The following is a 26,593-nucleotide window of genomic DNA, read 5'->3' on the forward strand; positions in this document are numbered from 1 at the left end:
GGGCTGAGGATCGTCCTTTTTCTATGCTGCCAAATATGCCGATGCGGCAGGAATAGCCAGTGCGGCCGGCTAATTACTAACGATCGGACTTATGTGGAAGGAGCAGGCGGGATGAAGCTTAGAACGTTAATTATTAGCGACATACATGGTTGCCGCCGTGAATTGGACGCCTTGCTCGAACGGATGGCGTACGATCCTGTCTCCGACCGTCTGATCCTGCTGGGAGATCTGGTTGACAAAGGGCCGGATTCGATGAAGACCGTAGAGCGAGCGATGCAGCTCTGCCGCGATCACGGCGCGATCGTCATTCAGGGCAACCACGACGAACGGCTTGCAGCCCTCGTCCGAGGAGACGACCCGACCGTGGCGTCCAAGTTTTTGGAGCACGGCGGCCCGGCCACCATGGCCAGCTATGCCGGCAGCGAGTACGATCCGCATGATCTTGATGCCTTCAGGCGGCTTATGGAATCTCGCTACGCGCATCATCTTGATTTCCTGGCCGGTTTGCCGCTCTATGAGGAGGACGAGGATCATATTTTTGTGCATGCGGGATTGAATCCGGCCTATGCGGATTGGCGCGAGCAGCCGCGGCGGGACTTTTTATATATCAAGGAGCCATTCTACGGCTATCCGACCCGTACGACGAAGACCGTCGTGTTCGGACATACCCGTGCGACGGATCTTCATGGCAGCCCTGACATATGGTTCGCCGCGGACAAGATCGGGATTGACGGCGGTTGCGCGTACGGACGGCAGCTTAACGGCCTGGAGATACGCCGTGGATCGGGCTATCGGGCCTGGACCATACAGAGAATGATGGGCGACAATCTGGTACAATAAAGTCAGTAAAGCGCATAACGGAGTGAATCCGATTGAAAAAAGTGACGATGCAGCATATTGCCGATCAGGCGGGCGTATCCAAGTTTGCCGTCTCGCAGGCGCTGTCCGGGAAGCCGGGCGTAGCCGAAGAGACGCGCCAGCGTATTTTGCAGACTGCCAATGAGATGGGATACTACCGGCAGCCCAAGCCGCGCGAGCAGACGCCGGTCAGAACCAGGAGCAGCAAGGGCAGGGGGGCTGCGTCCGGCGCCAACAAAGGCACTGTCGTAATTCTCATGCCAACCGTCCGGTTCCAGAGCCGCGAATCGTTGTACTGGGGGCGGATAGTCGACGGCGTGGCGGCGGCGCTCACCGAGCGGGGGATCGGCGTCCTGATGATTACGGAGCATTATTCCGAGCGGTCGCTGAGGAGCATCAACCCCGAGGCACTGCTCGGGCTGATCGGAGTCGGCTATCTGTCGACGCAGCTTCTCCAGGAGATACGGCATCTGGAGCTTCCCTGCGTATTGGTCGACCACGAGGACCCGATGGTCCCGACAGACGCCGTATTCATGAACAACTTCGAGGCAATCCGGACGATGACCGAGCTTGTGATACAGTCCGGACGGCGGCGGCTGCGGTTCGTAGGCAACCCGCTGTATTCGCCCAGCTTCCGCGATCGCTGGCTTGGTTTTCGGACGGCGCTTGACGAGGCGAAGCTCGAAGTGCCCGATGCCGGTGCGGACCCGCTCCTGCAGATGGGGGAGCAGGACCCTTATCTGGTCGTAGACAGCGTCGTTGACGAGCTGTACGCCAGCGACCAATTGCCTGCTGCATTTGTGTGCGCGAATGATTCGATGGGATACTTGGTGCTCAAGGCGTTGGCCAGATGCGGCGTGCGTGTGCCGGAACAGGTTGCGGTTACGGGCTTCGACCATACCGACGAGAACACGAATCAGGCGCTCCCGTCGCTCAGCACCGTTCACGTGCCGCGGGAGGGGCTTGGCAAGCGGGCGGTAGAGATGCTGTTCGCCAGGCTGGCCGAGACCGAGCGACCGATCGAGAAGACGCTGATCGCCGGGGAGCTGCTGCTCAGGGAATCGTTTCGCAGAGATTGAGATACCGGCGCGCCGGGAGCGAGCCGTCAGCCGAGGAGGCGAACTGATGGACAACACGGCGCAAGACGTCGCCGAATGGATGGTCGCGGAGATCAGACACCGCGGCATGCTGAAGCAGGAAGAGGCTGTCGCCTATATAAGGGAGCATTTCGGTGACCGCTTTGTATTTGTGAACGAGCGCGGACACACGTCGCTCGACAAGCAAGTGGTCAAAGCTTTTCGCAAGCTGCATGGAGGACGTGTCGCTTGGGATCGGGACGGTTTTTTCTGGGGCTGGACCTGAGGCTGCAGATGCGTTTTTTTTGCGGTGTCCCGTCTGGAGAAGAGCGAGAGCAGCTGGAGAGCCGCGTACAACAATGACAGGAGCGTGCAGGCATGTTGAGCTTCGAGCAGAAGTTGGCGATCGCCGACGAATTCAAGGCGCTGACGCGCAAGGACGTGTCGCTCGGACGCGTGAATTATCAATACGAAGACAGCGTCTACGACAAGAAAAATGTGATCTATCATCTGCACCGCAGCGGCAATGGCTTCGTATACGCGGGCCGGCTGCAAGGCTATGAGACCGATGACAGGGGCTTCGTGAATATTGCCGACTTCACGGCCGACCGTCTCCGCGAGATCATCGCGGCATCGATCGATTCGCTCACGGGCGAAGACGGTCCGGATGTCGAACCGGCGAACGAGGAGATCTGGCAAAATGCCAAACGGCAGACTCTGGAGCTCAAATACGACGCGGAGGACCGCATGTGGTACGTCTATGCCGGACTCAGCCTGGACGGAGCCTTCGAATCCTATGCGGAAGCCGCGGAATATTTGAAGGAAGAGGGATTCGGCAAGGTTTGAATCGCTCGGATGGGCTGCTTGCGGTTGCTATCCGGCCTTGAATGGACTATGATGGATATAATGCATGTACGTGGAGAATCATATATCGTCAAGGTATACACCCATACCAGGAACAAGGCTTAGCCTTGGAGAGGAGCGCTCCATGTACAATTCCCGCAAGAAGCCTTTAGAAGAAGTTCCGCTTGAGCCGACATCCGTGTGGTCTTGCGCCAGTGACAGCTGCAACGGGTGGATCCGCGAGAACTTTGCGTTCTCCGCCGAGCCTGCCTGCACGTTGTGCGGATCGCCTATGGAGAAGACCGAACGCATGCTGCCCGCTCTCGTGAATACGAGCCTATCGATGTCGAGCCGAAGCTGACGAACGCCGGGAATCGGTCCCGCGGCCCTTTCCCCGTTCATTGTCCGATGCCGCTATTCCTCTTGGGAAGGCGGCATTTTTGTGTTTTTATCGCATGGGGATGCTGCTCTGGGGACCGGTATCGCATGCCGCCGAATACGCTGTAACCGATCCTCGAAAAAAATTTTAAAAAGTAGGTTTAAAGCGGCCTTGATCTGGTTATTATAATTCTATGCGAGGCTTTCTACGCTTTCAAGCGGGAAGACAGACAGGGGTATAACTATTCTGCCAAGCTAAACCGATTCTGCATTTGCGTTCCTGGACAAGATATGATAAGATGAAATCAATCTAAATCTTGACCTGAGTTCACATATTGTAGAGGGTTATTATTTTAGAAGCATCAATAACCTTGTACAATATGTGAATTTTATTTTCTACGCAAAATAAAGGTCATGTAGAAAAAACATTTTTGGAGGTAATACCAAATGGCTCAACAAGGTACAGTTAAGTGGTTCAACGCAGAAAAAGGCTTCGGCTTCATCGAAGTTGAAGGCGGCAACGACGTATTCGTTCACTTCTCCGCAATCGTCGGCGAAGGCTTCAAGACCCTGGACGAAGGCCAACGCGTTGAATTCAACGTTGTTCAAGGCAACCGCGGTCCGCAAGCTGAGAACGTCGTAAAGCTGTAAGTCATTGATTTTAAGCGGCGGAGACGCCCCTTAAATAGCGAAGCCCGGCCCATGGCCGGGCTTTTGTGCTGTCTTATAACCTTATAAATCACATTGGGTCTGGAGCTGGACTAGGCGGCGGCAAGCGTCTCGGCGCGCGCGATGGCGTCCGCGATTTTTTGCTCCAGAGCGTACTGATTCTGCTTGGCCGCATTCGTCTGGCCCGCCAGCTTGAGCAGTCCTGCCAGATGGCTTGAGGCGTCTGCGCTGTTGCTCTTCTTCGCGGCCGCGTTGAAGCTGCTCCACAGCGTCTTGCCGGCCGACTTCGCGGTCGAGGCCGCGCGCTTTTCGGCCTGAATCCGCGGCTTGTACGAATCGATGGCCGCTAGCGGCTCCTTGGCCCGCTTGGCTTTTGAGGCGGCAGCGTTTTTAGCCAGCTTAAGCTTGTCCTGCTTGGCGCGAATATCATCGCGGGCGAGCTGCACAGTGACTTTCATAATATCTGTCTGCAGCTTGAGCGCCGCGTTCACTTCCTTGTTCTTCAGCTTGCGCGCGGCCTCGGCGCGCTTGTTAAGCGCGGTGTACGAGTCGAAGAGCGGCTTGTACTTCGCCTGCGCTGACTTGACCTGTCCGTCCAGCTTCGCGATGGCCGCTTCGTCAATCGCCTTGATCCGCAGCTTGACCGCCTTCAGCGCCAGTTCGTTGCGGTCGTGCAGCTCATAGGTTCGCTTGTCCGTCTCTTCGCCCTTCATCTCCAGCGATTGCAGCTCGGCATACTGCGCCTGAATCCGGGTCCGAACAGCCGTCTCTGCGGACGCATTCATTTTCTCGTACGCGATCTTGCCTGCAGCGCTGAACGTGTACGTCGCGGCATTCGCCGCTCCCGGCAGCAGCACGGCCCACAATATCGTCGCCACCGCGAGTATTCTCCATCTCTTGCTCATATTCCATTCCTCCCGCCAAAGTAATGGTGGACAGCAAAAAAGCACCAGCAAGCAAGGCATTCGCCTTGGCTCACGGGTGCTTCCCCTGTCGGATGATATGAATCGTACTTGTTCGTTCAATATACACGATGAATGCGGCAGCCGTCAATAGTGATTCGGAACTCACGTTCGCATTTGAGTTTGTTTGTGGTCCAAGCGATCACTTTTGAATCAGCACGAGCGTTTTGTTCGGCACTTTGTCGTACAGCCAGCGGACATCCTTGTTGTGCAGCCGGATGCAGCCGTTTGAGACATATTTGCCGATCGACTTCTCGTTGTTCGTGCCGTGGATGCCGTAGGCATAGGACACACTGCCGTCTTTTTGCGGCACGACCAGCCCGAACCAACGGTCGCCGAGCGGGTTTTTGGGGTCGCCGCCTTTGATCTTCTCTTTGTAATAGGGGCGATTCTTGATTTTCTCGTGAATGACGAACAGCCCCTCCGGCGTATAGGAGGCTTTGGCGCCGGTCGCCACCGGGAACGTCTTGACGAGCTTGCCTTCCTTGAAGTAGGCCAGCTTGTTCAGCGACTTGTCGATGACGATGAAGTCTTCGTAGCTTGCGTACTTCGCGTTCAGCTTGATCTGCGACGACGAGGCGGCAGCCGCTGCGGCGTTGGCGGGGAACGAGCAGATGAGCAGGACGAGCAGACAGAGCAGACAGTACATTGCTTTTCTCAAGTATAATCGCCTCCTTGCGCTGTTCCATGGATATGCGCGAGAGGAGGCGAATAGGTCTATTCCGAATCAAGTCCGCCGCTTAAGCTCAAAAAATTCGCAGCCTTGCCTCGAGTGGTAAGCCAGATCGCTGACACTGGACTGAATAACGACAGTGTTGTCGTCAAAACGTAGAATGACGCCGCCGCTGTCCACGATATGTTCGTTCTTGAACACCCGCAAGCGAAGCTGGCGCTCCATCGCCTCTTGAAAGTCCGCGTCGGTCGTCAGCCTGCGGTTGATCGCCATGACACACAGCACTCCTTTAAGTATAAATGATCAAAACGTATCACTCACTGTACTCTTTGTCAAACTTAAAAACGATGGTGCGGACGTGGGGGAGCACGGATCGTACTGTGGCACGTTTGAGGCATATCCCCTTCGCACAGGTCCGGCGCATGAAGCCTCCTTTGGACCGTTTGGACCGTATCCCTTTCCGTCAGGCCGGATCTCCCGCTAACCCGCTCTGCGCACATTTTTGTACACCCTGACCCCGGCCCTTTTCCAGTCGCCCAGCATGAGAGTTCGGCAACCTAAAGGGTCATTCCTGATCGAAGGGGATACCGTTAAAAAGTGCAAATACGGACGGCTTCTGCGATAGCTTGTCAGCCCGTGTCCACCACTTTTATAATTGTGGATAACAGGACATAACGGACGGAACGAGGTATTATGGATCATTAACTAACAGACGTAGCCAAGCTGGCCGGGGTATCGCCGGCTACGGTATCCCGTGTGCTGAACAATAGGAATCCGGTAAAAGGAAAGACGGCGGAGCGCGTGCTGCGTGCGATCGAGGAGTTCAACTATCATCCCAACGCCGCCGCCAAAAATCTCCGTTCGCAGCGTACGCGCACCATCGGCGTCATCGTGTTGGACATCAACGTGGCTTACTTTGCGGAGATTATCAAGGGGATACAGAATACGGCTTACCGGATGGGGGACAAGGTCATCATCTGCGACGCCGACAACAAAATATGAAATCGATTTCATTCAGTCGAGTGTCGTGCTCTGGATTGCGGGCCAAGGAGAGGGAAGGGCGATCGGCAAATGGAGGCGCTGATCGATCATTACAGGCTCCGTGCTGAACCAGTGGAAGAAAATCACGCTGCCGGATATCCCCTTCGATCAGGTTAGCAAATTCTCTGTTGAAATTTTTGGAACTTCACCTTATAATGAGAACATATATTCTCATTTGTTTGGAGGTGTAAATGATGAGTTTGGAGCAGTTGCCTCACGGCCAGATGCCTGAATTTCATGAAGAGGAGTGCGAGCATGCATTTTATCAGGCGAAGTGGCCCACCGGGTTTCGGTGCCCCCGTTGCGGTTGTTCAGCCTATTATCGTATCTCCTCCCGAGGTCGCAGGCTCTTCGAATGTCGTTCTTGCGCGCATCAGACATCCTTGACGGCGGGAACGATTCTTGAAGGTACGCGTACGCCTTTAGTGAAGTGGTTCCAGGCGTTGTTCCTTATGCAAATCGGCATCTCTGCCAAGCTGCTGGCCGAGCGGATTCTGGTTACTTACAAGACGGCGTGGCTGATTAATCACAAGCTTCGTCATGCGATTCAGGTCCTTGACGAGGCCAGTCCGTTGGCGGGCGATTTGCAGGTATATGGCAACTTCTATGCCGGTCCGACGACGAGTTGGCCTTCGGATCCGTTGGCCCCACAGGAGCAGCCCGTGATTGTGGGCGCTTCTAGCGATCCGGACACCGGAGAGTTGACAGCTGTGAAAATAAAGCGAATGCCTGCCGCGGGATTTGCGCGCCGTGTGTTCGATCTGGAATCGATCGGCGGTTTTGTGTGGCGCCATGCGGCCGATGCCAAATCCCGTACGAGGAACATCGAAGTCGTGAAGGTGAACGACGGCTTCGGCGTGACGGAGCTTGGAGGAATCTGGCGGGGCGTCATTCGCTGGCTGGCACGGACGTTCGGAGGCATCGGACCTAAGCATCTTCAAGCCTATCTCGATGAATATTGCTTTCGTCTTAACGTTCGCGCGGATGCGCAGGAGACGTTGCTCTCGCTGTGCGGTTCGACGAACACAATCACGCAGCCCGAACTGGTGGGCAAGGATCGTCATGTGCGGCCGATACGTTGGACAGGTATCGCCGGCAGGAGGAAGCCAAGGCTTCGTGGCGCAGAGGTTTGTTAAATTCATCGCATGTTATTTGAATTGAGTTTCTATGCAAAAATGCCGCGTGCGCTATCCCTAAAACAGCTCCTTCCCGCGACCTTCCTGTAAGTGCCGACCTTCGCAAACTTTTCCCGCTATCGTTGCAGCTTGCTGTCATCAGCTCATCGTTGCATCCTGCTGTCATCAACTCATCGTGGCATCCTGCTGCCATTCCCGCCTTTGTACAACCTCGCCCTTGTTTAAAATCCTATCTTGCTGCGATTGCCGTGCCATTTGTCGATACCTATTTCATTTAACGGCTTGGCGCCTGCTGCGCTATGCTGGGTTCCGGGGTCGCTGTGCCATCGTACATCCTTTTTGAGCATTGCCCTGTTCCTGTGCGAAGGGGATACCGTAGAAAAGGGGGAAAAGCGAGTCCAGCCCCCCGCTCCGCGGGACGAACGCCCGCCCGTTTCTCGGCATACGATGTAGCAGTCTTCGCGGAGAGGCAGAGGGTGATTGTTTTGGAGGTAGCCCTGACATCCTTGCATTGGGTGTATCTGGCTTTTATTTTGTTTGTTATGGCGATGCTCGTCATGCGCAGGGATACGACGCTGGTATGTGTGTGCGGCATATTGGCGCTCGGCTTGATCGCCGCCGACAGCTTCGGCAGCTCGGTGTCGGGTATATTCAACAGCTTTATTTATGCCATTAAGGAGCTCATCGGCACCATCCTCATCATCTCGATTATCGTATCGATGAGCCGCATCTTGATCCGCACGGGAATTAACGAAGTGATGGTGGCGCCGCTGACCCGGTTCATACGGACACCTGCGATGGCTTATTGGGGAATCGGGATTATTATGATGGTCACGTCCTGGTTTTTCTGGCCGTCGCCGGCTGTCGCGTTGATCGGAGCCGTGCTGCTGCCGGTCGCCGTCAGGGTAGGGTTGCCGGCACTCGGCGCTGCGATGGCGATGAATCTGTTCGGCCACGGCATCGCCTTGTCGGGCGATTATATTATTCAAGGCGCGCCCAAGCTCACGGCAGACGCCGCCGGGTTGCCGGTGGCGCAGGTGATGGAGGCGAGCATCCCGCTCGTGGCTGTGATGGGGGTCGTCACGACGATCGCGGCATTCTGGCTCATGCGACGGGACATGAAGCGGGGTACATTCCGCGAAGGCCTGGTCGCGGCTCCCGCCGGAGACGGCGCGGATCGGCGATCGGATGCGATCGCGATGCCGCAGACGCTCAAGCGGCTGCTTGCTGTAATTATTCCGCTGCTGTTCCTGGCAGACGTGGGCGCGATGATATTGTTCGATCTGCAGGGAGGAGATGCGACAGCGCTGATCGGAGGCACGGCCGTGTTGATCCTGATTGCCGTGACGCTGCTGGCGCACGGGAACCGGGGACTTGAGGCGACGACCGATTATCTCATCGAGGGGCTGCAATTCGGCTTCCGGGTGTTCGGTCCCGTTATCCCGATCGCGGCCTTCTTCTATCTCGGCGACTCGGCATTTTCGGACCTGATCGGCCAGCTGCCTGCGGGCTCGCACGGCATCGTCAACGATCTTGGCGTCGCGCTGGCGAATACGGTGCCGCTGAATGGCGCGGTCAGTTCGGTGACGCTGACGATCGTAGGTGCAATTACGGGGCTCGACGGCTCCGGCTTCTCCGGCATCTCGCTGGTCGGTTCGATCGCCCGGATGTTCGGCGCCTCGGTCGGCGGCACGGATACGCTGACGGCACTCGGTCAGGTGGCGGCCATCTGGGTCGGCGGAGGCACGCTCATCCCATGGGCGCTCATCCCGGCCGCAGCGATCTGCGGCGTCAGCCCGTTTGAACTGGCGCGCCGCAATTTGCTGCCGGTGCTGATCGGACTCGCGGTCACGACGGTCGTCGCCATGTTCCTTATCTGAATCTGAGTGGGACACGCAGCCTTGACGGGAAGGCGCAGGCGTCCCATGATGAAAGGAGAATGCGAACGGATCGAAGGAGGGGCGGCTATGAATCAGGAGACATACCCGGCGATGGATGGCGAGAAGCTGGATAAACTGCGCAATTATCGGATGCTGAACCGGTTCGCGGCCAAAGGGCAGACCGTGCTCGTGGGCTCCTCGCTGATGGAGTTTTTTCCGATTAACGAGCTGCAGCAAACGCTGCCGGGCACCTATTGCATCTACAATCGGGGCATCGCCGGATTTGTGAGCGCCGAGCTGCTGGCGTCGATGGAAGCTTGTATCTTTGAGCTGGAGCCGTCCAAGATATTCATCAACATCGGCTCCAATGACGTCGGCACCCCCGACTACAGGCTGGAGCGGCTGCTCGCGAACTATGACGATATCCTGACCCGGATCGGACGACGGCTGCCGCACTGCTCGGTGTATGTGATGGCTTACTATCCGGTCAATGCCAAGGCGGAGTTCCCCGGTGTGTCTCGGGCCGCGATGGAGGAAGTATTCCGCTATCGCACGAATGAGGCGCTCAGGGAAGCGAACGCCGCTATCGCCCAACTGACGCATCGGCACGGATATACTTTTATTGACGTGAATGAGGGATTAATGGACGAGGAAGGCAATCTGAGGGCAGCGTATGCCACGGACGGGATTCATATGAATCCGGACGCCTACGCCCGTGTGCTGGGCAATATGCAGCAGTATTTGTAATGACGGAACGACATGCAGGAAGCGATCGCGCGGTATGGCAGCGGCCCTTGGGGGCCGCTGTTGCTGCGTAGGGGGCTGTTGAAGCGATATCTTCATAGCATAAGACAATTATCTCTAATGGCGAACGGCCGGTGTCTATGTCATTGTTGAGTGTATAAGCCCAATCAATTCTATGCAGCGCAGGAGGTTGGAATTATCCGATGACAATTGACGTTAGGCCCTTGCTGGACAGTGTGCAGGACGAGGTCGTCGCTTGGAGACGGTATTTGCATCAGCATCCGGAATTGTCCTTTCAAGAAGTGAAGACTGCCGCCTATGTATACGAAGCCTTGAGCAGTATCGAAGGACTGGAGCTGAGTCGGCCGACGCGGACGAGCGTGATGGCCCGGTTGACAGGAGAGCTGCCGGGCGTTCCCAAGGTGCTGGCCGTCCGTGCGGATATGGACGCGCTGCCGATTCAGGAGCAGAACGAATTCGAGTTCGTATCCCGTACGGATGGTGTGATGCACGCATGCGGCCACGATGCGCATACGGCCGTGCTGCTGGGAGCCGTGAAGGTATTGGCGCAGCTTACCGCGCATTTCTGCGGGGAGATTCGCTTCTTGTTCCAGCATGCGGAGGAGGTGCCGCCCGGCGGAGCCCGGGAGATGATAGCCGCCGGGGTGCTGGACGGCGTGGATTGGATTATCGGCGCCCATCTATGGTCTCATTTGGCTTTAGGGAAAATGGCGTTTATCGAGGGTCCGGCGATGGCTGCGACGGATTCGTTCCGCATCGTCGTCAAGGGAAAAGGGGGGCATGCTGCGTCTCCCCACCGCACGATCGACAGCATCGCCATCGCGGCCCAAGTCATCACAAACCTGCAGCATATCGTAGCGAGAAATACGAGCGCATTCGATCAAGCCGTCGTATCGGTAACCCAAATCAACGGCGGGACCGCCAATAATGTGATTCCGGATGCGGTAGAGCTGGGCGGGACGATCCGCACCTTCGTACCGGACGTCCGGGAGCAGATTGTCCGCCGGATGGAGACGGTTGTCGGGGGCATTACCCAGGCGCACGAAGCCGAGTATGAATTAACGGTCCAGCCCGGATACCAGGCCGTGATGAACGATCCGGCGCTGATTCGGGCGCTGCGTCAGATCGCGATCGAAGCATACGGCGCCGGGTGCATAGAGCCGCTTAATCCTTCCATGGGGGGAGAGGATTTTTCCGCCTATCAGACGGTAATCCCCGGCGCTTACTTCTTCGTCGGAGCGGGCAATGCAGAGCAGGGGATTGTCTATCCGCATCATCATCCCCGGTTCACGATCGACGAGCAAGCGATGGCTACCCAGACGTCGATGTTCGTCCGGGCTGCGCTGACATTGCTGGGATCTTCGCATGTTAACCTTTCCGATACTGATTAGGAGACACGCCGGTCCATTTTTTGAACACCTTGCTGAAGTACTTCTCGTCGGCATAGCCGACCATCTCGGCCACCTGAGCGATCTTGAAGTGGGGGCTCTCGAGCAGCAGCTTGGCTTTGTCGATGCGGATGCGGCAGAGAAAGTCGATCAGATTCTCTCCGGTCTCCTGCTTGAATCTCCGGGAGATGTATTCCCGGCTCAGGTAAAAATGACTCGCGATATCCTGCAGGGTGAGCTCTCTGTTGTAATGCTGCTCGATATAGCGGACGACGGCGGGGATCGCGCTCTGGCTGGGCTGATGAGCGGCCGCGCGACCGTGCGACCATGCCTTCAAGATGGCGATCAGCTCGGATTCCAGACGATCGAGATCGAGTCGGCCTCGTTCATCCAGCGTGGCGAGGCCGCTGGTATCGATGGCTGCGTCGTGTGCGTCGGCGGTCGCCTGCGCATCCTGCCGCTCGCCGGATCGCCCGCTATCAGACTGCAGCCATCGCCGGAGCATCTCCGCGAGCTCCGCCTGCCACCGCTGCAGCTGCTCCGCGCTGATGCGGGGCAGGCGCCGCACGTCGGCCATCCAGCGGCCGACCGCATCGCGGATCGGCTTGTCCGATCCGCTCAGGGCGGCGAGCCGCAGACTCTCCTCGTAGGCTTCGAGGCGCGGAGCGGGAGCCGAGACCCGCATCACGGCAGGGTCGTATGAATAGTAGTGCGTACGCCCGGCCAGCACATCCCGCTCTCGCAGCGCCGCCCTGGCGGCCTGATAGGAGAGCGCCGTCCCATCCGGAAAGGACTGCACGGGACCGATGCCGAAGTCGAAGCGGCTGCGCAGCGTCAGCTCGCAGCCGTCGTTGATCTTCGCCAGCAGCTCCGCTAGCGGCGGCGACGCTGTCCGCGCTGCGCCGGGCGGCGCCCAGCAGAAGAGCAGCACCTCGCCGTCCTCGCGCAGATTCCGGCAGGCGAGGCCATGTCCGCCGGGCAGCAGCACATCGTCCGCGATGTTGATGAGCGTGAAGTAGAGCAGGTCGCGGTTGCGCGCGTACCGGTTCGCGACCTCGGCGGCCGCAGAGTCTGCGCTCAAGATGACGACGCGGCAGGCGGACGCCAGCGGGGCGCCTGGCAGTTCTTGCAGCGCATGATGCGCATTGCCGTACGGATCGCTCCCGCCGAGCAGGTCGGAGAAGATGCGGTCGCGCATGACCGGGCGCAGCTGATTGATCTCCATGCTCCTCGCGAGCTCGCGCTTGCGGGAGTGATCCTGTTCGCGCCAGCGGTCCGCAGCGCGCCGCAGCGCCCCGCTCAGCTGCTCCGGATCGATCGGCTTCAACAGATAATCCTGTCCGCCGTGCTGCATCGTGCCTCGAACGAGGTGAAAGTCGTCGTGGCCGCTGATGACGATCTTCTGAATCTCGGGGCGATGCGCCTGGAGCCAGGCGAGCAGATCGAGCCCGCCGCGCACCGGCATCATCATGTCGGTGATGACGATGCCGGGCCGCTCGCGCTCGATCAGCGCCGCCGCTTCTTCGCCGTCGGCGGCTTCATAGATCTCGTCGATCCCGAGAGATTCCCAATCGACGAGCAGCCGGACGGCCTCCCGCACATGACGTTCGTCGTCTACGAGCACGATCTTCATCTCGATTCCTCCCCATCGCTCCCGGTCGCGCGCAGCGCCGGTCCTCCTGCATCGTCTTCTGCCTTCGCCGTCTCTCGCAGCGGGATGGTCAGTCTGACCTTGAACCCGCCTCTGGCCGAGCTGTCTACGGCAATCTCCGCCTCGTCTCCGAAGTACAGCCGGAGGCGCATGAACACGTTGGCGAGGCCGATCTGTCCGCCCATGCCGTCGGCGTCTCCCGCGCGGGCCAAGCGGCCGCGCAGCTCGGCCAGCGGACCGGGCGCCATGCCCCGGCCATCGTCCTCGACCTCGAGATGCAGCCATCCGCGCCCGGCATCCGGCCGCGCGCGGATGCGGAGCTCGCTGCCCTGCGCCCTGGGGGCAGCGCCGCCCTGCGCCTCGCTCGCCGCTCTGCCGCTCGCCTCCCCGCCGGCGCTCGCGCTCGCTGCCCCGCCTCCGCCTTGTGCATCGCTCGCCGCCCTGCCACCCGCCCCGCCGCCGGCGCTCGCGCTCGCCGCATAGCCGTGCTTGAAGCAGTTCTCGACGAGCGGCTGCAGCACCATCTTGGGCACGGGGATATCCAGCGCCTCCGGATCGATCTCGTAGGAGACGGCCAGATGCTCGCCGAACCGCTGCTGCTGCAGCTCGAGGTAAGCCTTGGCGTGCGCGAGCTCGGCCGACAGCGGTACGACGGTCTCCTCGGTATTCATGCTGTAGCGCATCATGCGCGCCATCGCCGCGATCAGCGCGTATACCTTGGGCGCGCCCGACTGCAGGGCAAGCGTCCCGATCGACTGGAGCGCATTGTTCAGAAAATGCGGGTTGGTCTGCGCCTGCATCATCTTGAGCTGGTTCGTCTTGTTCGCGAGCGCCAGCTTGTACTCCCGGTTGATCAGCTCCTCGATCGTCGACACCATCGTGCCGAACCGCCGCTCCAGCACGCCGAATTCGTCGCTGCTCTGCGCGAGACCGGCGTCCGCGCCTGCGCTCCATTTGCCCGCCTGCACGAGGTTCATGCGCGCGATGAGCTTCTTGATCGGACGCGTGAACTGCAGGGAGACGACCGCCGTCGCGATGACGGCGACCACGAGCGACAGCGCGATGATGAGCGAGTTGATCGTGCGGATGCCGCGCGCGTTCTGATACAGATAGGAGTAGGGCAGCTGCTTCGCGACGATCCAGTCCATGAACTGCGTCTGCAGCGTATCGTAGATCACATAGCCGGCGAATTGTTTATCCGACCATTTAAAGTCCCCGCTGCCGCCCTCGCCGCCCAGAATGTCGCGCGTCCATGCCGCATTGCGCAGTTGCCGGTCCCCATCGGGGCCCCCGTCCGCATCCCCGTCCCGGTTCCCGTCCGCATCCCCGCCTCGCACCGCAACCCGATTCCCGGCCTCGTCCGCCGCGCAGACGACGCCCCCCTGCCGGTCCAGCAGGTACAGCCGCTCTTCGGCGGATTGCGCGAGCTGGGCGCAGATGCTGTGCAGCTCGTCCAGCCGGACGTCGATGGACAAGTAGCCGATGATCTGATCGCTCGGCGTGCGGATAATCGGCCTGCGCAGCGTGATGACGTCCTGCTCGCTCACGGACCGCCCGACGTCCAGCTCGTAGTTGGCGCTCTTGTGGGCCGGCTCCACGAACGGGAGCGGGTTGTCCGCCCGTCCCGCAGGCCAGCCGCCGTCCGACTCCCGCCCGCTGCGGAACATGCCCCGCGCCAGCAGATACGACCAGCTGTCCTCGCCCTGGCCGATCTGCAGATGAATCTGATGAATCTCTTTGTCCGACTGATACATGTTGAGCAGATGCTGATAGATTGTCGTCCGGTAGGCGAGATCGGCGGTCTCGGGATCGACGCCGGGGGAGCCGAAGCGCTCGATGAGCGCATACAGGGACGTAGGCGAATTAATAGAGTTGTAGACGCTGAGCGAATTCCGGTTCAGCGTGTTCATGTAGTTCAGGATGTTGTTTTTGCCCACTTGCAGCAGGCTGCGGTTCTCCAGGATCGACTTGTCCGTCACCTGGTTTTTGATGTAGAAGTCCGAGATGATCATGGACAGCGCCATCGGGATGATCGTGGCGGCGAGCAGCAGCACCGTCAGCTTCGCGCGAATGCTTTTTTTCAAGACCATTCCCCCGAGGTCAATATATTACACCAAACCCATCATATCTATCGGTGTCCAGCGCCGCAATAACGATTTATATTTTAGAATATCGGAAAGGAAGTGTGACCTCATGACCAAACGCAGCGGTAAATCCGGACAATGGCTGCAACAGCTCGTATTCGTGGGGCCGGGCCTCGTCGTATTCTCAATTATCGTACTGGTGCCGTTTCTGCTCGGATTTTATTACGCGTTCACCGAATGGAACGGCCTCGATCTGAACAAGGCGAAGTGGACGGGCATGAACAATCTGCACCGGATCTTCACGAACGACGACAAATTCTGGGCCGCCTTCGGCTTCACGCTCCGCTTCACCTTCATCACGGTATTGACGTCCAACTTGCTGGCCTTCCTGCTCGCGCTCATGCTGACGCGCGCGCTCAAGACGCGCAACCTGCTGCGTACGGTGTTTTTCGTGCCGAACGTGATCGGGGGCATCCTGCTCGGCTATATATGGCAGTTCATCTTCACCAAGGGCTTCAAGACGATCGGGGAGATGACCGGCTGGTCGTTCTTCGAGCAGCCCTGGCTGGGCACGCCGAATACCGGCTTCTGGGGCCTCGTCATCGTATTCGTCTGGCAGTCTGCGGGCTATATGATGGTCATCTACATCGCGGCGCTGACCGGCGTGCCCAAGGACATGCTCGAGGCGGCCACGATCGACGGCGCCGGCTACTGGCAGAGCATCCGCAAGGTCACGCTGCCGCTCATCATGCCGGCGATCACAGTATGCCTGTTCCTGACGATCTCGAACGCCTTCAAGATGTTCGACCTGAATCTGTCGCTCACCAAGGGCGGGCCGGGCACCTCGACGCAGTCGCTCGCCTACAACATCTACGCGGAGGCGCTCGTCAACAACCGCTACGGGCTCGGTACGGCCAAGGCGATGCTGTTCTTCCTCGCCGTCTCGATCATCGCCGTGACGCAGGTATGGCTCACCAAGCGCAAGGAGGTGGAAGCATGAACCGGGTCCGCGCGCTTCGCTACAGGCTGGCCGGCATCGAGATCTTCGCGGTTCTGCTCGGACTGCTGTTCCTCGCGCCGTTTTACTTCGTTCTCGTCAACTCGGTCAAGACGCTCGGCGAGATTCTCGTCGACGCGGCTTCGCTGCCCGAGGCATACAGGTTCACGAACTATAGCCGGGTATGGGAGATGATTCGCTTCCCGACCGCGCTGCGCAATACGGTGACGATCACGGCCATCAGCGTGGCCGGCATCGTCATCCTCAGCTCGATGACCGCCTACCGCCTCGTGCGCCGGCCGTCCCGCTTCAACAACTTGCTGTTCCTGGCGTTCATCTCGTCGATGATCATTCCGTTCCAGTCGGTTATGCTGCAGCTTGTGCGCGTGACGAGCTTCCTGGAGCTGCGGGGCGACCTGCTCGGCATCGTCGTCTGCTATCTCGGCTTCGGCCTCTCGCTGTCCGTCTTCCTGTTCCACGGCTTCATCAAAGGCGTGCCGCTGGAGATCGAAGAGGCGGCCGTCATGGACGGCTGCTCGCCCTACGGCGTCTTCTGGCGGATCGTGTTCCCGCTGCTCCGTCCGATCGCGGTGACCGTCGTCATCTTGAACACGCTATGGATCTGGAACGACTATCTGCTGCCCGTGCTCATCATCGGCTCCAACAAGGATCTGACGACGATTCCGCTCGCGGTCACGCGCTTTTTCGGACAGTATACCAAGCAGTGGGATCTGGCGCTCGCCGGTCTGGCGATGAGCGTGACCCCGATCGTCGTGCTGTTCCTGCTGCTGCAGAAGTATATCGTCGAAGGGATTACGGCGGGCTCGGTCAAAGGGTGAGGGCGTCAATATGTTACACTATTGAGATCAACATAATCGGTGTTGTGCAAACGTTTTCCCCGCTATACTCGACACTGTAGCCAGTTAATGAACAACGAATATACGGGAGGTCATTATTAATGAAACGAATCTCCGCAGGCATTCTAATCGCATCGCTCATGACGGTCGCCGCAGGCTGCGGCAGCAACAACAAAGACAACGCCGCACCGGCATCCTCGGGCGCTGCCTCGTCCGCACCGGCATCCTCGGCGGCCGCTTCGTCCGACGCGCCGAAGAAGGACGTCACGATCAAGGTGTTCCAGTTCAAAGTCGAGATCGCCGACGCGCTGAACAAAATGGCCGAAGCGTATGAGAAGGAGACGGGCGTCAAGGTCGACGTCGAGACGCATGGCGGCGGCGAAGATTACAACGCGCTGCTCAAGGCCGAGATCGCTTCGGGCTCGGAGCCCGAGATCTTCAACTCCGAGGGCTATGCGGCGCTGGAGCCTTACTATGACCGCGCCACCGACCTGTCGGGCGAGTCCTGGGCCTCGGACGTCATCAACGCCGCCGCAGCGCCGGCCCGCGTCGACGGCAAGCTGCTCGGCATGCCGATGAACATCGAGGGCTACGGCATCATTTACAACAAGGAGCTGTTCGCCAAGGCGGGCATCACCGAGCTGCCCAAGACGCTGACCGCGCTCGAAGACGCGGCCAAGAAGCTGCAGGACGCCGGCATCACGCCGTTCTCCACGACGAACGAATGGTGGTCGATCGGCCATCACACGATCAACGTCGGTCTCTCCGAGCAGCCGGACCCGATCAAGTTCATCGAAGAGAACAAGGCGGGCACCGCATCGTTCAAGGGCAACGAGGTATTCGAGAAGTGGATCCACTATGTCGATCTCGTCTTCAAGTACTCGCAAAAGGATAAGCTGACGACCGACTATGCGACCCAGGTCGCCAACTTCGCCAGCGGCAAGGCAGCGATGATCCAGCAGGGCAACTGGATTCAAGGCGATATCGACAAGGTCGCCAAGCTCGACCTCGGTCTGCTGCCGATTCCGATCGACGACAGCGGCAAGGCGCGCATCTACACCGGCCCGGCGAACTTCTGGATCGTCAACAGCAAGTCCAAGCACGCGGACGAGGCCAAGAAGTTCCTCGAGTGGATGGTCACGTCGGAGACGGGCAAGAGCTATATCACCAAGGAGTTCAAGTTCATCCCCGCGCTGGCGACGATTCCGGCGACGCCCGAGGACATCGGGCAGATCGGAGCAGCCGTATCCGGCATGGCGAAGGAAGCGGGCGGCTGGAACTGGGGACGGTATCCGGACGGCGTGCCGCAAGGCTGGGGCGCGGCGATGCAGGAATACCAAGGCGGCTCGATCGACAAGGATAAGCTGTTCGACAAGCTCGATCAGGCGGTCAAGGATATCGTCAGCAAATAAACGAATATTACTATTATAGTAGAAACGCAATTTGCATAAGGCTGCGGGCTTCATGAGAGGGAAACCTCCCGTGAAGCCCGTTTTCCGTTTCCGCCTGCGTTTTAACGAATCTTTAGAACCTTGGCTGCTCTTGCTTCGTTAATAGTAAAGAAGCGTAAGATAAGGATAAAGCCTTATTTATGGGGACTGGCTTCAATTTATTCCCAGACTAATGCGCCATTTTATCCCGATTTGGCCGACAATTGCGTGTTTTAAGCCGGAATTTCAGCTTTTTTCGCGGCTCCTGTCTTTTGACATGCGACTTCGTTCGGTGCATAATTAAACACGTTGTTTACAGACAGATTACAAAAAAATGAAATTGCGCGCATTGATACAGCTTCGACATCCCGCAATGCTGCAAGAAAGGAGAGTGCTTAACATGCGACTATGGAATGCGATCAAGTCCAAGCCGATCCTATGGTTTTCATTGATTTTGCTGTTGAAGGGCGCTTTGGCCTGGTTCGTCATTTTCGACGACGGCCCGTCCTGGATGACCTTGCTGACAGAGATTCCGTTTATCCTGATCGTATTCTGCCTGATCGAGTGGTTCGCCTCCAAGCGCAAGCTGCTATATTATATGATCGCGAACCTGTCGATTACGCTGCTCTACTTCGCGGTGCTGATGTACTACAAATATTACGGCGTCATCGTCACGTACCACGCGCTCGAGCAGGCGGACAAGGTGACGAAGGTCGGGGAGAGCACCTATTCGCTGCTTGATCCGTACTACCTGCTCATCTTTATCGATATCATCATCTTCGCCTTCTATATGTTCCGGCCCAAGTACATCGCGCGCTTCCGCAGCATCGGCATGCGCAGCGTGAACCGCACGGCTCTGCTCGCTACGTTCATCGTCTCTGCAGCGCTGTGCATCTTCAACATCTGGCCCAATCATGCCAGCATGAACGAGAACAAGAAGGCCGAGGGCATGGGCATCCTCAACTACGAGGTATATACGATCTTCGCCGACAGCACGACGAACGAAGAAGTCATCGACATGAACGAGATCAACCAGGATGCGATCGATGCGCTGAAGGGCGCGAAGCAGCCCGCCTCTCCGGCGGAGTGGGCCGCAGCCCAAGGGAAAAATCTGATCGTCGTGCAGATGGAATCGTTCCAGAACTTCCTGATCGGACTGACGATCGAGGGGCAGGAGATCACGCCGAATATTACGAAGCTCGCGGCGGGCGATTTTTACTTCAACAACTTCTACACGAACGTCGGTCAGGGCACGACGTCCGATGCGGAATTCGTCGTCAACACGTCGCTCTACGTGCCGCGTCATGAGGCGGCTACGTCGTCGGAATACATGGATAAGCAGCTGCCGAGCCTGCCGCGTCTGATGTCCGCGAGCGGCTACAATACGGCCACGTTCCATACGAACAGCGTGGAGTTCTGGAACCGCTCGGCGCTGTACAAGGCGATCGGCTTCGACAAGTACTACGATCAGCAATTCTACGGAGACGATGACCATATCGCCTTCGGCGCTTCGGACGAGGTACTGTTCGCCAAGACGGTGCCCGAGCTGGTCAAGATGGATCAGCAAGACAAACCGTTCTATGCGATGGTCATCTCGATGAGCGCCCATCATCCGTACAAGATGCCGGACGACAAGCAACGGATCAAGCTGCCTGCTTCGTACGACGGCACGCTTGTGGGGAACTATATTATGGCTCAGAACTATGCCGACTATGCCATGGGACAGTTCCTCGACGAGCTCAAGCGCAGCGGTTTGTGGGACGACAGCGTCATCGTGTTCTACGGGGACCACCAGGGTCTGCCGCTGTACTCCCTGAGCGGCAAGGAAAAGGATCTGATGGAAGGCATCTTCGGACGCCAATACGGCTATACGGATATGTTCAATATTCCGTTCATCGTTCATGCGCCGGGCGTCACCTATCCGAAGACTTTCGAGCAGACCGGCGGCCAGATTGACATCATGCCGACCGTCGCCAACCTGCTCGGCGTATCGATGAAGGATCAGATCCACTTCGGCGAGGACCTGCTCAACCAGCAGACCAACCTGCTGCCGATGCGTCACTTCCTGCCGACCGGCTCGTTCGTGGGCGATACGGCGATGTTCCTGCCGGGCGTCGGATTCGAGGACGGCACCAACTACGACGTCAAGGACAACAGCATCAGCGCGAGCGGATCGACCGAGGCGCAGTACAACGCCGCGCTCAGATTGCTGAACATGTCGGACAGCTACGCCAAGCAGCTGCCGGCGCTGCCGGAGGGCGGCGGGCCCAAGCCGGGAGCGGATGATCAATAAGATGGGGCTCGTACGGACGGCGGTTATGCGGGATTACTCGCGTAGCCGCCGTTTTGTTTTTTTTGCAGGACGATCAACGTAGGGTAATATAGAATACATAAGACAAATCGAACAGTTGAAGGAGTCTATCGATATGCCTGGACAAGCGAAGCATACGGCGGCCGTCTCGCTCGGCATCATGGGAGCGGGATTCCTGGCTACGTTCCCGATGGCAGGCTGGGGCGGCGCGCTGCTGCATGGCGGCTTCGAGGCGGGGCTGGTCGGAGGACTCGCCGACTGGTTCGCCGTCACGGCGCTGTTCCGCCACCCGCTCGGCATCCCGATCCCGCATACGGCGCTGCTGCCGCGCAATCGGGACAAGGTCGTCCGGTCCCTCATCCAGGCGATCGAGACGGAGCTGCTCACCAAGGAGAGCATCGTGACCAAGACGACGGAGTTCAAGATCGGCGAGCGGCTGCTCGGCCTCCTCGAGACGCATCGTGCCGAGGCGGCGGGCGTGGCGGTTCGCGTGAGCGAATTCCTCCTGGAGCGTCTGCCGATGGAACGCATCGTGCCGATGCTCTCCCGCGCGATCGGCGCGCAGCTGCGCGAGCTGGATACGGTCGGTCTGCTGCGCAAAGTATCGGAGGAGGCGCTCGCGAGAGGTTACGAGGAGAAGGCGCTCCTGTTCCTCGTGGACAAAGCGGGCGGCTTCGTCGCCCGCGAGGAGACCCGGCGCCAGCTCGGGATCATGGGGTCCGCAGCGCTGCACAATCTGCAGGTCGGCGGACTGATGGGCTTCGCCGTCAATGCGTTCGTCTCGTTCATGGACGAGGACAAGCTGGGCGGCATGCTGCAAAATGCGATCCTCGGCACGCTGGCCGACATGCAGGCGAGGGAGGACCATCCGCTGCGCGAGATGCTGCTGGAGACGATGCGCGATACGCTGCGCAGGCTCCCCGATCAGCCGTCTGTCGTGTCGGAGCTCGACGGCTGGAAGGAACGGCTCGCGGACGGCGGCGCGATCGAGGGCTGGCTGGGCCCATGGCTCGAGACGCAGCGGGAGCGGGCGCTCGCGTTCGTCCGCGAACCCCGCTTCGCGGAGGCGTACGTGCAGCCCGCCATCACGGGGCTGCTGGACAGTCTGCGTGCCAACCCGCAGCTGATTGAGACGTTCCAGACCTGGGTACAGGAGCGCATCAGCGACTTCGTCGAACGCAATCACTGGAAGATCGGCAAGCTCGTCCAGGAGAATATCGACAAGCTGGACAACGAATCGCTGATCCGGATGATGGAAGACAAGATCGGCGGCGATCTTCAGTGGATTCGCGTCAACGGCGCCGTGTGCGGGTTCCTGATCGGGCTGGTGCTCGAAGGCGTCAACCTGCTCGCTTGAGATTGGCCGAGCAGGGCGGGGCAGGCTGCTCGGCGGATCGCGCCCCGTCTTCGACCAAGCCGACGGCTGCCCGCCTCGAGCGTCTCCATATGTGAAGTACGGACGTCGGACGATTTGCTATAATGTACGTAGAAGTTCGACCGAGGCGGTGTACCATGGACGACATCAGCGCGTTTTTGCGTATTTTTCTCATCAATGCGAGCACGATGATGACGATGCTTTATTTGGCGAGTCTGCTATACAAATATATCGTTTATAAATGGAGCGCGCGCCAGAAGGAAGCGCTTTTTGTCGTGCTCGCGATCGCATGCGGATGGACGACGATGCGTTTTGGCTTTCGCTTTTCCGATACGGTCATATTCGACCTCAGGTACCTGGTGCTCATCGCATCGCCGCTGTTCGTCCGCAACCGGCTGTCGATTCTGGTCATCGGTCTTGGGATCGGTCTCGCCAGATTGTCCTTCGGCGTGAACAAGGCGGCGGTCGTCGGCTGCCTGAACGTAATCGCGATGAGTCTGCTCGTTATCTTCATCCTCTGGTTCGCACGGCGATACCGCCTGACAGAGCTGCGCAAGCTGGTCACGCTCGTCCTCTCGGTCAATGCCGGCAACGTGCTGTTCATCGCGCTGTTCGGCATCATCCCGCCGCGCCATTACCTGGTGGATATCGCGCCGGGCACTTTTCTCGTCAGTATGCTGCTGTGCTTCGGCTTCATGTTCATCCTGCAGGAGTTCATGCGCGAGGACAGGCGCAAGCAGAAGCTCGAGCTCTACACGGCGCGTCTCGAAAAGCAGTATCGCATATCGGAGGAAAAGGGGCAATCGCTGGAGCTGGCCAAGGTGGAGCTGGAGGGAATGTACAAGCAGGTGGAGGCGGCTTCCCGCTACAAAAGCGAGTTTCTCGCCAACATGTCCCACGAGCTGCGTACGCCGCTCAATTCCGTACTCGTACTCGCCCAGCTGCTCGAGGAAAATATTGACGGCCGGATGACGGACGAGGAGGTCGGCTATGCGCGCATCATCCGCCACTCCGGCAAGGAGCTGCTCGGACTGATCAACGATGTGCTGGATCTGTCGAAGATCGAGGCCGGGCGGCTGGAGCTCGACCGCTCGGCGTTCAGCATCGAGGAGCTGCTCCTGCATATCGAGGAGCGCTTCCGGCCGATCGCCGACCAGAAGCGGCTCATGCTGCGTCTTAATACGGAAGGCGAGATGCCCGAGTATCTCTACACGGACGAGCAGCGTCTGAAGCAGATCATCAGCAATCTGCTCTCCAACGCGCTCAAGTTCACGCAGCGGGGCACTGTCAGCCTGACCGTCTCGCGCGTGGATAGCGGCCGGCTGCTTGAGGAGGGCGGATTGGCGTTCATCGTCGCGGATACCGGCATCGGGATCGCGGCGGACAAGCAGGAAGCGATCTTCGACGCGTTCTTCCAGGCGGACGGCTCGATCAGCCGCGCGTACGGGGGGACGGGACTCGGCCTGTCGATCGCCAAGCAGTTCGCTCTCATGCTCGGCGGCGACATCATGCTCGAGAGCGAGCCGGGGGCGGGCAGCCGCTTCACGCTGCTGCTGCCCTGGCCGGCGCTGAGCACGCTCGAGGCGGCTGCTTTGCTGCGCGACGAGTGCGCGGGGGCGCCGGACGGGGCGGAGCCGTCGCGTGAGTGGCCGAGCGGAGAGCGCTCGGCGGAGCGGGCCGGGCTTGCCTGGCCGCAGGCGGAGGCTGCCCGCGAGGGGGCCGACAGTGCCGCGGCGGCAGGTGCGGATGCGGGAGAGGCGGCGCAGAGAAGCGCCGGCGGCGCGGAAGGTGCGGCGGATGTGCGGACAGGCAGGTCTGCCTCCGCCTCCGACCCAGTAGAGGCCAGGCCGCACCGACTGCTCATCGTCGACGATGACGAACACAACGTCTATTCACTGCGGGCGGCGCTCGATGCCAGAGGCTACCGCATTCTGACCGCCTATTCAGGCGTCGAAGCGCTCGGCTTGCTCTCCGGCAGCGCTGTCGTCGACCTCGTGCTGATGGACATCATGATGCCGGGCATGGACGGCCTGGAGGCGGCCCGCCGCATCCGTTCGATGCCGGGACGCAGCGGCGTGCCGATCATTGCCCTGACGGCCAAGGCATTTTTCTCCGATAGCGAGCAATGCCTGGAATCGGGCGTGGACTTCTATATGACCAAGCCCGTGGATCTCGGGAGCCTGACCGACAAGATCGAGACCTATATTCGGGGGAGCCGCGAGGCTGGCTGGGGAGAACGCGTCAACAATAAGGAGCTGTAGAGATGATAGAAAGAGAGACAGGTCTGGAAGCGGAGAAGAAGACGGGCGGGGAGCGAGAGCTTGACCAGGCGAGGGGCATATCGCAAGCGTTGAGCGGACGCGTGCAAGCGGCGTCTCTTTCAATCGAGCGTGAAGGCCGGCTGCCGTCCGATATTGTGGAGATGATCTACGAGGAGCGGCTGTTCAAGCTGTTCGTGCCGGATGCCTTGGGCGGGCGGATGACGGCGCTGCCGGAGGCCGCTCGCATCTTCGAGCAGGCGGCCTACATAGACGGCAGCTTCGGCTGGCTCGTGACGATCGGCTCGGGCGGCGGCTTCTTCGCAGCTACGCTGCCGGAGCCGACGGCCGAGGCGCTGTTCTCAGACAGGCGGGCGGTCATTGCCGGCAGCGGCCATCCGACCGGGACGGCGACGGCTGTGCCTGGCGGCTATCGGGTCAGCGGCAGCTGGCAGTATTGCAGCGGAGCCGGCCATGCCAGCTTCTTCACGGCGAACTGCCGGGTGGAGCGGGACGGAGCGGCAGTTGACGACGGCGAAAAGGGACTGACGGATAGCGCGGTACGTGCGGCAGTCGGCGATGGGGAGCAGCAGGACATTCGCGGAGATGCTCCGGAGGTCGAGAGTAAGCCGCCTGAAATCCGCTCGTTCGCATTCCTGCCCGATCAGGTCGAGATCGTCCAGGATTGGGCGGCCATGGGGCTCAAGGCTACGGAGAGTCACACCATCCGCGTGACGGACGCCTTCGTTCCCGAGGAGAGAACCTTTGATATCGCCACCCCGCCGCGCTACGGCGATCCGGTATACCGCTACCCGTTTCTGCCGTTCGCCCAGGTCTCTTTCGCCGCAGTCGCAGTCGGTCTCGGCCGACGCTTTTTGGACGAAGCCCGACGACTCGCGGATGCCAAGCGCGTCGCGTGGGACCGTGCCTATGCCGGCCGTTATGCGCGAGTGGCCGACCAGATCGCAGCGCGGCGACGGGAGCTGGACGAGGTGGTCGACGTATTCTACCGGGAGACGGAGGAATCGTGGACGGCGTTTGTCGAGCGTCAGGCGCTGTCCGACGATGCCGTCGCAAGCGTGGGAGCCGCCTGCCGGGCAGCGTCCCGGACGGCGACGGCGTGCGCGCACGCGCTGCTGCCGATGCTGGGCATGACCGGGCTGATGGAGCACGAGCCGGTCAACCGCGCATGGCGGGACCTGCATACGGCCGCACAGCACGGCTTGCTGAACGGGTGAGACGGCACACGGCCGCCGCGGAGGACAACGTCGTGGGCGCTCATGCGGTGGCAGCCTGCCAGAGTTCGCAATTCCGCCGAGTGCTTCCGATTGACAGTACTTTGGGGTGTGTGGGCGATATAGACGAAGCGGCAGCAAGTGTGGCAGTCACGCAAATGAGAAAACGAGGAGAGTCGCCATGCTGATTATGAACGAAAAAATAAGAGCCTCCGAGGTTGCGCTGACCGGACTGGACGGCGAGGATCTGGGCGTCGTGACCCGCGATGAGGCGCTGGCGCTGGCGAAGCAGGCCAGAGCCGATCTCGTCTGCACCTCGCTGCTCAGCAGCCCTCCGCCGTGCAAGCTGGTCGCGCGGGGCGCCGCCAAGCAGGCGGTCTCGCAGGAGAAGCGCGCCGAGCGTGCGCGGGAGGGCGAGATCAAGACCAAGGAGATCCGTCTGACTGCGCAGATCGAGGATCACGACTACGATACGAAGCTGCGGCAGTCCGAGAAGCTGTTGTCCTCGGGACATGCCGTCCAGCTCACGGTCAAGCTCGGGAACGCCAAGGAAGGCACGCGCGCCAAAGAGCTGCTGGAGCGCATGCTCAAGGAACTCGCTCAGCTGGGCACAAAGGAAACTGGTATACAGGTCAGCGGCAAGCAAGCCGCTGTGCGTGTGATGCCGCACTAGAGCAGCGGACGATGGCGTCGGGTTTATGAGCAAGCCTGTTCTGTCTGTACGGG

23 protein-coding genes and 1 pseudogene are annotated in these 26,593 nt (G+C 59.6%); 19 read left to right on the top strand and 5 right to left on the bottom strand.

The features are described from left to right. The first annotated feature begins 111 nt into the window (after positions 1-111). The 6 genes from VQ071_RS01135 (at position 112) to VQ071_RS01160 (ending at position 3,806) form a co-directional block, all read left to right on the top strand. Positions 112-840: a metallophosphoesterase family protein gene (locus VQ071_RS01135; RefSeq protein WP_340511996.1), complete on the top strand. Its 729-nt coding sequence runs from the start codon at positions 112-114 to the stop codon at positions 838-840. A gap of 41 nt (positions 841-881) precedes the next feature. Next, on the top strand, positions 882-1,937 hold the full coding sequence (locus VQ071_RS01140) for a LacI family DNA-binding transcriptional regulator (RefSeq protein WP_340512369.1): 1,056 nt from the start codon (positions 882-884) through the stop codon (positions 1,935-1,937). A 46-nt stretch (positions 1,938-1,983) separates the two neighbouring features. Further along, positions 1,984-2,220 (top strand): DUF6953 family protein, encoded by a 237-nt coding sequence (locus tag VQ071_RS01145; RefSeq protein ID WP_340511997.1) that lies wholly within the window; start codon positions 1,984-1,986, stop codon positions 2,218-2,220. A gap of 92 nt (positions 2,221-2,312) precedes the next feature. After that, positions 2,313-2,780, top strand: coding sequence for a hypothetical protein (locus tag VQ071_RS01150; protein WP_340511998.1), 468 nt, complete (start codon positions 2,313-2,315; stop codon positions 2,778-2,780). 142 nt (positions 2,781-2,922) lie between these two features. Continuing rightward, positions 2,923-3,138: a cold-shock protein gene (locus VQ071_RS01155; RefSeq protein WP_340511999.1), complete on the top strand. Its 216-nt coding sequence runs from the start codon at positions 2,923-2,925 to the stop codon at positions 3,136-3,138. Positions 3,139-3,602: 464 nt separating this feature from the next. Beyond that, positions 3,603-3,806 (top strand): cold-shock protein, encoded by a 204-nt coding sequence (locus VQ071_RS01160; RefSeq protein ID WP_090118053.1) that lies wholly within the window; start codon positions 3,603-3,605, stop codon positions 3,804-3,806. Between the two features lie 110 nt (positions 3,807-3,916). Here the strand turns inward: VQ071_RS01160 and VQ071_RS01165 are convergent, their stop codons facing one another. The 3 genes from VQ071_RS01165 to VQ071_RS01175 all read right to left on the bottom strand — a co-directional run bounded on the left by VQ071_RS01165 (position 3,917) and on the right by VQ071_RS01175 (position 5,732). Then, positions 3,917-4,729: a hypothetical protein gene (locus VQ071_RS01165; protein ID WP_340512001.1), complete on the bottom strand. Its 813-nt coding sequence runs from the start codon at positions 4,727-4,729 to the stop codon at positions 3,917-3,919. Between the two features lie 199 nt (positions 4,730-4,928). Next, positions 4,929-5,447 carry a L,D-transpeptidase gene (locus VQ071_RS01170; protein ID WP_340512002.1) on the bottom strand — a complete coding sequence of 173 codons (519 nt, stop codon included), beginning with the start codon at positions 5,445-5,447 and terminating at the stop codon, positions 4,929-4,931. 66 nt (positions 5,448-5,513) lie between these two features. Further along, entirely contained in the window at positions 5,514-5,732 is a 219-nt protein-coding gene (locus VQ071_RS01175; RefSeq protein ID WP_340512003.1) for a hypothetical protein, read from the bottom strand. A 444-nt stretch (positions 5,733-6,176) separates the two neighbouring features. On the opposite strand from VQ071_RS01175, the pseudogene VQ071_RS01180 reads away from it, so the two are divergent. The 5 genes and pseudogenes from VQ071_RS01180 to VQ071_RS01200 form a co-directional block, all read left to right on the top strand. After that, a pseudogene (locus VQ071_RS01180) lies at positions 6,177-6,461 on the top strand (LacI family DNA-binding transcriptional regulator); the annotation flags it as partial. 233 nt (positions 6,462-6,694) lie between these two features. Beyond that, positions 6,695-7,636 (top strand): IS1595 family transposase, encoded by a 942-nt coding sequence (locus tag VQ071_RS01185; RefSeq protein ID WP_340512004.1) that lies wholly within the window; start codon positions 6,695-6,697, stop codon positions 7,634-7,636. A gap of 542 nt (positions 7,637-8,178) precedes the next feature. Beyond that, the gene (locus tag VQ071_RS01190; protein WP_445293248.1) at positions 8,179-9,516 is read left to right on the top strand and encodes a hypothetical protein; all 1,338 of its coding nucleotides are present in this window, start codon (positions 8,179-8,181) and stop codon (positions 9,514-9,516) included. Positions 9,517-9,603: 87 nt separating this feature from the next. Then, positions 9,604-10,263, top strand: a complete 660-nt coding sequence (locus tag VQ071_RS01195; protein WP_340512005.1) for a GDSL-type esterase/lipase family protein — start codon at positions 9,604-9,606, stop codon at positions 10,261-10,263. 200 nt (positions 10,264-10,463) lie between these two features. Continuing rightward, a complete protein-coding gene (locus tag VQ071_RS01200) occupies positions 10,464-11,672 on the top strand; it encodes an amidohydrolase (RefSeq protein ID WP_340512006.1) in 1,209 nt (402 codons plus the stop codon). Here VQ071_RS01200 and VQ071_RS01205 read toward each other — a convergent pair. Together VQ071_RS01205 and VQ071_RS01210 are read right to left on the bottom strand one after the other, a co-directional pair. Then, positions 11,650-13,302 carry a response regulator gene (locus VQ071_RS01205; RefSeq protein WP_340512007.1) on the bottom strand — a complete coding sequence of 551 codons (1,653 nt, stop codon included), beginning with the start codon at positions 13,300-13,302 and terminating at the stop codon, positions 11,650-11,652. The genes VQ071_RS01200 and VQ071_RS01205 overlap by 23 nt on opposite strands. Then, the gene (locus VQ071_RS01210) at positions 13,299-15,404 is read right to left on the bottom strand and encodes a cache domain-containing sensor histidine kinase (RefSeq protein WP_445293244.1); all 2,106 of its coding nucleotides are present in this window, start codon (positions 15,402-15,404) and stop codon (positions 13,299-13,301) included. Before VQ071_RS01210 ends, VQ071_RS01205 begins: the two co-directional genes overlap by 4 nt. 109 nt (positions 15,405-15,513) lie before the next feature. Between VQ071_RS01210 and VQ071_RS01215 the strand changes: the two genes are divergently transcribed. The 8 genes from VQ071_RS01215 to infC all read left to right on the top strand — a co-directional run bounded on the left by VQ071_RS01215 (position 15,514) and on the right by infC (position 26,540). Beyond that, on the top strand, positions 15,514-16,404 hold the full coding sequence (locus tag VQ071_RS01215) for a carbohydrate ABC transporter permease (RefSeq protein WP_340512009.1): 891 nt from the start codon (positions 15,514-15,516) through the stop codon (positions 16,402-16,404). Further along, the gene (locus VQ071_RS01220; protein WP_340512010.1) at positions 16,401-17,240 is read left to right on the top strand and encodes a carbohydrate ABC transporter permease; all 840 of its coding nucleotides are present in this window, start codon (positions 16,401-16,403) and stop codon (positions 17,238-17,240) included. Before VQ071_RS01215 ends, VQ071_RS01220 begins: the two co-directional genes overlap by 4 nt. Before the next feature lie 119 nt (positions 17,241-17,359). Next, a complete protein-coding gene (locus VQ071_RS01225; RefSeq protein ID WP_340512011.1) occupies positions 17,360-18,670 on the top strand; it encodes an ABC transporter substrate-binding protein in 1,311 nt (436 codons plus the stop codon). A 418-nt stretch (positions 18,671-19,088) separates the two neighbouring features. After that, positions 19,089-20,981, top strand: coding sequence for an LTA synthase family protein (locus VQ071_RS01230; RefSeq protein ID WP_340512012.1), 1,893 nt, complete (start codon positions 19,089-19,091; stop codon positions 20,979-20,981). Between the two features lie 133 nt (positions 20,982-21,114). After that, positions 21,115-22,356 (top strand): DUF445 domain-containing protein, encoded by a 1,242-nt coding sequence (locus VQ071_RS01235; protein ID WP_340512013.1) that lies wholly within the window; start codon positions 21,115-21,117, stop codon positions 22,354-22,356. Between the two features lie 155 nt (positions 22,357-22,511). Continuing rightward, complete coding sequence (locus tag VQ071_RS01240; protein ID WP_340512014.1) at positions 22,512-24,635, top strand: ATP-binding protein; 2,124 nt, start codon at positions 22,512-22,514, stop codon at positions 24,633-24,635. Positions 24,636-24,637: 2 nt separating this feature from the next. Continuing rightward, on the top strand, positions 24,638-25,870 hold the full coding sequence (locus VQ071_RS01245; RefSeq protein WP_340512015.1) for an acyl-CoA dehydrogenase: 1,233 nt from the start codon (positions 24,638-24,640) through the stop codon (positions 25,868-25,870). 178 nt (positions 25,871-26,048) lie between these two features. Next, the gene (infC, locus tag VQ071_RS01250; RefSeq protein ID WP_340512016.1) at positions 26,049-26,540 is read left to right on the top strand and encodes a translation initiation factor IF-3; all 492 of its coding nucleotides are present in this window, start codon (positions 26,049-26,051) and stop codon (positions 26,538-26,540) included. Positions 26,541-26,593 lie beyond the last annotated feature (53 nt).

The sequence above is a fragment of the Cohnella sp. 56 genome (genome assembly GCF_037963805.1).
Taxonomy (GTDB): domain Bacteria; phylum Bacillota; class Bacilli; order Paenibacillales; family Paenibacillaceae; genus Cohnella.

Excerpts from the sequence above, each read along its gene's own strand:
- VQ071_RS01150 (WP_340511998.1), top strand. The coding sequence starts at position 2,313 with ATGTTGAGCTTCGAGCAGAAGTTGGCGATCGCCGACGAATTCAAGGCG.
- VQ071_RS01185 (WP_340512004.1), top strand. The coding sequence starts at position 6,695 with ATGAGTTTGGAGCAGTTGCCTCACGGCCAGATGCCTGAATTTCATGAA.
- VQ071_RS01190 (WP_445293248.1), top strand. The coding sequence starts at position 8,179 with ATGGCGATGCTCGTCATGCGCAGGGATACGACGCTGGTATGTGTGTGC.
- VQ071_RS01160 (WP_090118053.1), top strand. The coding sequence starts at position 3,603 with ATGGCTCAACAAGGTACAGTTAAGTGGTTCAACGCAGAAAAAGGCTTC.
- VQ071_RS01225 (WP_340512011.1), top strand. The coding sequence starts at position 17,360 with ATGAAACGAATCTCCGCAGGCATTCTAATCGCATCGCTCATGACGGTC.
- VQ071_RS01165 (WP_340512001.1), bottom strand. The coding sequence starts at position 4,729 with ATGAGCAAGAGATGGAGAATACTCGCGGTGGCGACGATATTGTGGGCC.
- VQ071_RS01175 (WP_340512003.1), bottom strand. The coding sequence starts at position 5,732 with ATGGCGATCAACCGCAGGCTGACGACCGACGCGGACTTTCAAGAGGCG.
- VQ071_RS01205 (WP_340512007.1), bottom strand. The coding sequence starts at position 13,302 with ATGAAGATCGTGCTCGTAGACGACGAACGTCATGTGCGGGAGGCCGTC.
- VQ071_RS01215 (WP_340512009.1), top strand. The coding sequence starts at position 15,514 with ATGACCAAACGCAGCGGTAAATCCGGACAATGGCTGCAACAGCTCGTA.
- VQ071_RS01145 (WP_340511997.1), top strand. The coding sequence starts at position 1,984 with ATGGACAACACGGCGCAAGACGTCGCCGAATGGATGGTCGCGGAGATC.
- VQ071_RS01235 (WP_340512013.1), top strand. The coding sequence starts at position 21,115 with ATGCCTGGACAAGCGAAGCATACGGCGGCCGTCTCGCTCGGCATCATG.
- VQ071_RS01240 (WP_340512014.1), top strand. The coding sequence starts at position 22,512 with ATGGACGACATCAGCGCGTTTTTGCGTATTTTTCTCATCAATGCGAGC.
- VQ071_RS01135 (WP_340511996.1), top strand. The coding sequence starts at position 112 with ATGAAGCTTAGAACGTTAATTATTAGCGACATACATGGTTGCCGCCGT.
- VQ071_RS01230 (WP_340512012.1), top strand. The coding sequence starts at position 19,089 with ATGCGACTATGGAATGCGATCAAGTCCAAGCCGATCCTATGGTTTTCA.
- infC (WP_340512016.1), top strand. The coding sequence starts at position 26,049 with ATGCTGATTATGAACGAAAAAATAAGAGCCTCCGAGGTTGCGCTGACC.
- VQ071_RS01220 (WP_340512010.1), top strand. The coding sequence starts at position 16,401 with ATGAACCGGGTCCGCGCGCTTCGCTACAGGCTGGCCGGCATCGAGATC.
- VQ071_RS01155 (WP_340511999.1), top strand. The coding sequence starts at position 2,923 with ATGTACAATTCCCGCAAGAAGCCTTTAGAAGAAGTTCCGCTTGAGCCG.
- VQ071_RS01245 (WP_340512015.1), top strand. The coding sequence starts at position 24,638 with ATGATAGAAAGAGAGACAGGTCTGGAAGCGGAGAAGAAGACGGGCGGG.
- VQ071_RS01200 (WP_340512006.1), top strand. The coding sequence starts at position 10,464 with ATGACAATTGACGTTAGGCCCTTGCTGGACAGTGTGCAGGACGAGGTC.
- VQ071_RS01195 (WP_340512005.1), top strand. The coding sequence starts at position 9,604 with ATGAATCAGGAGACATACCCGGCGATGGATGGCGAGAAGCTGGATAAA.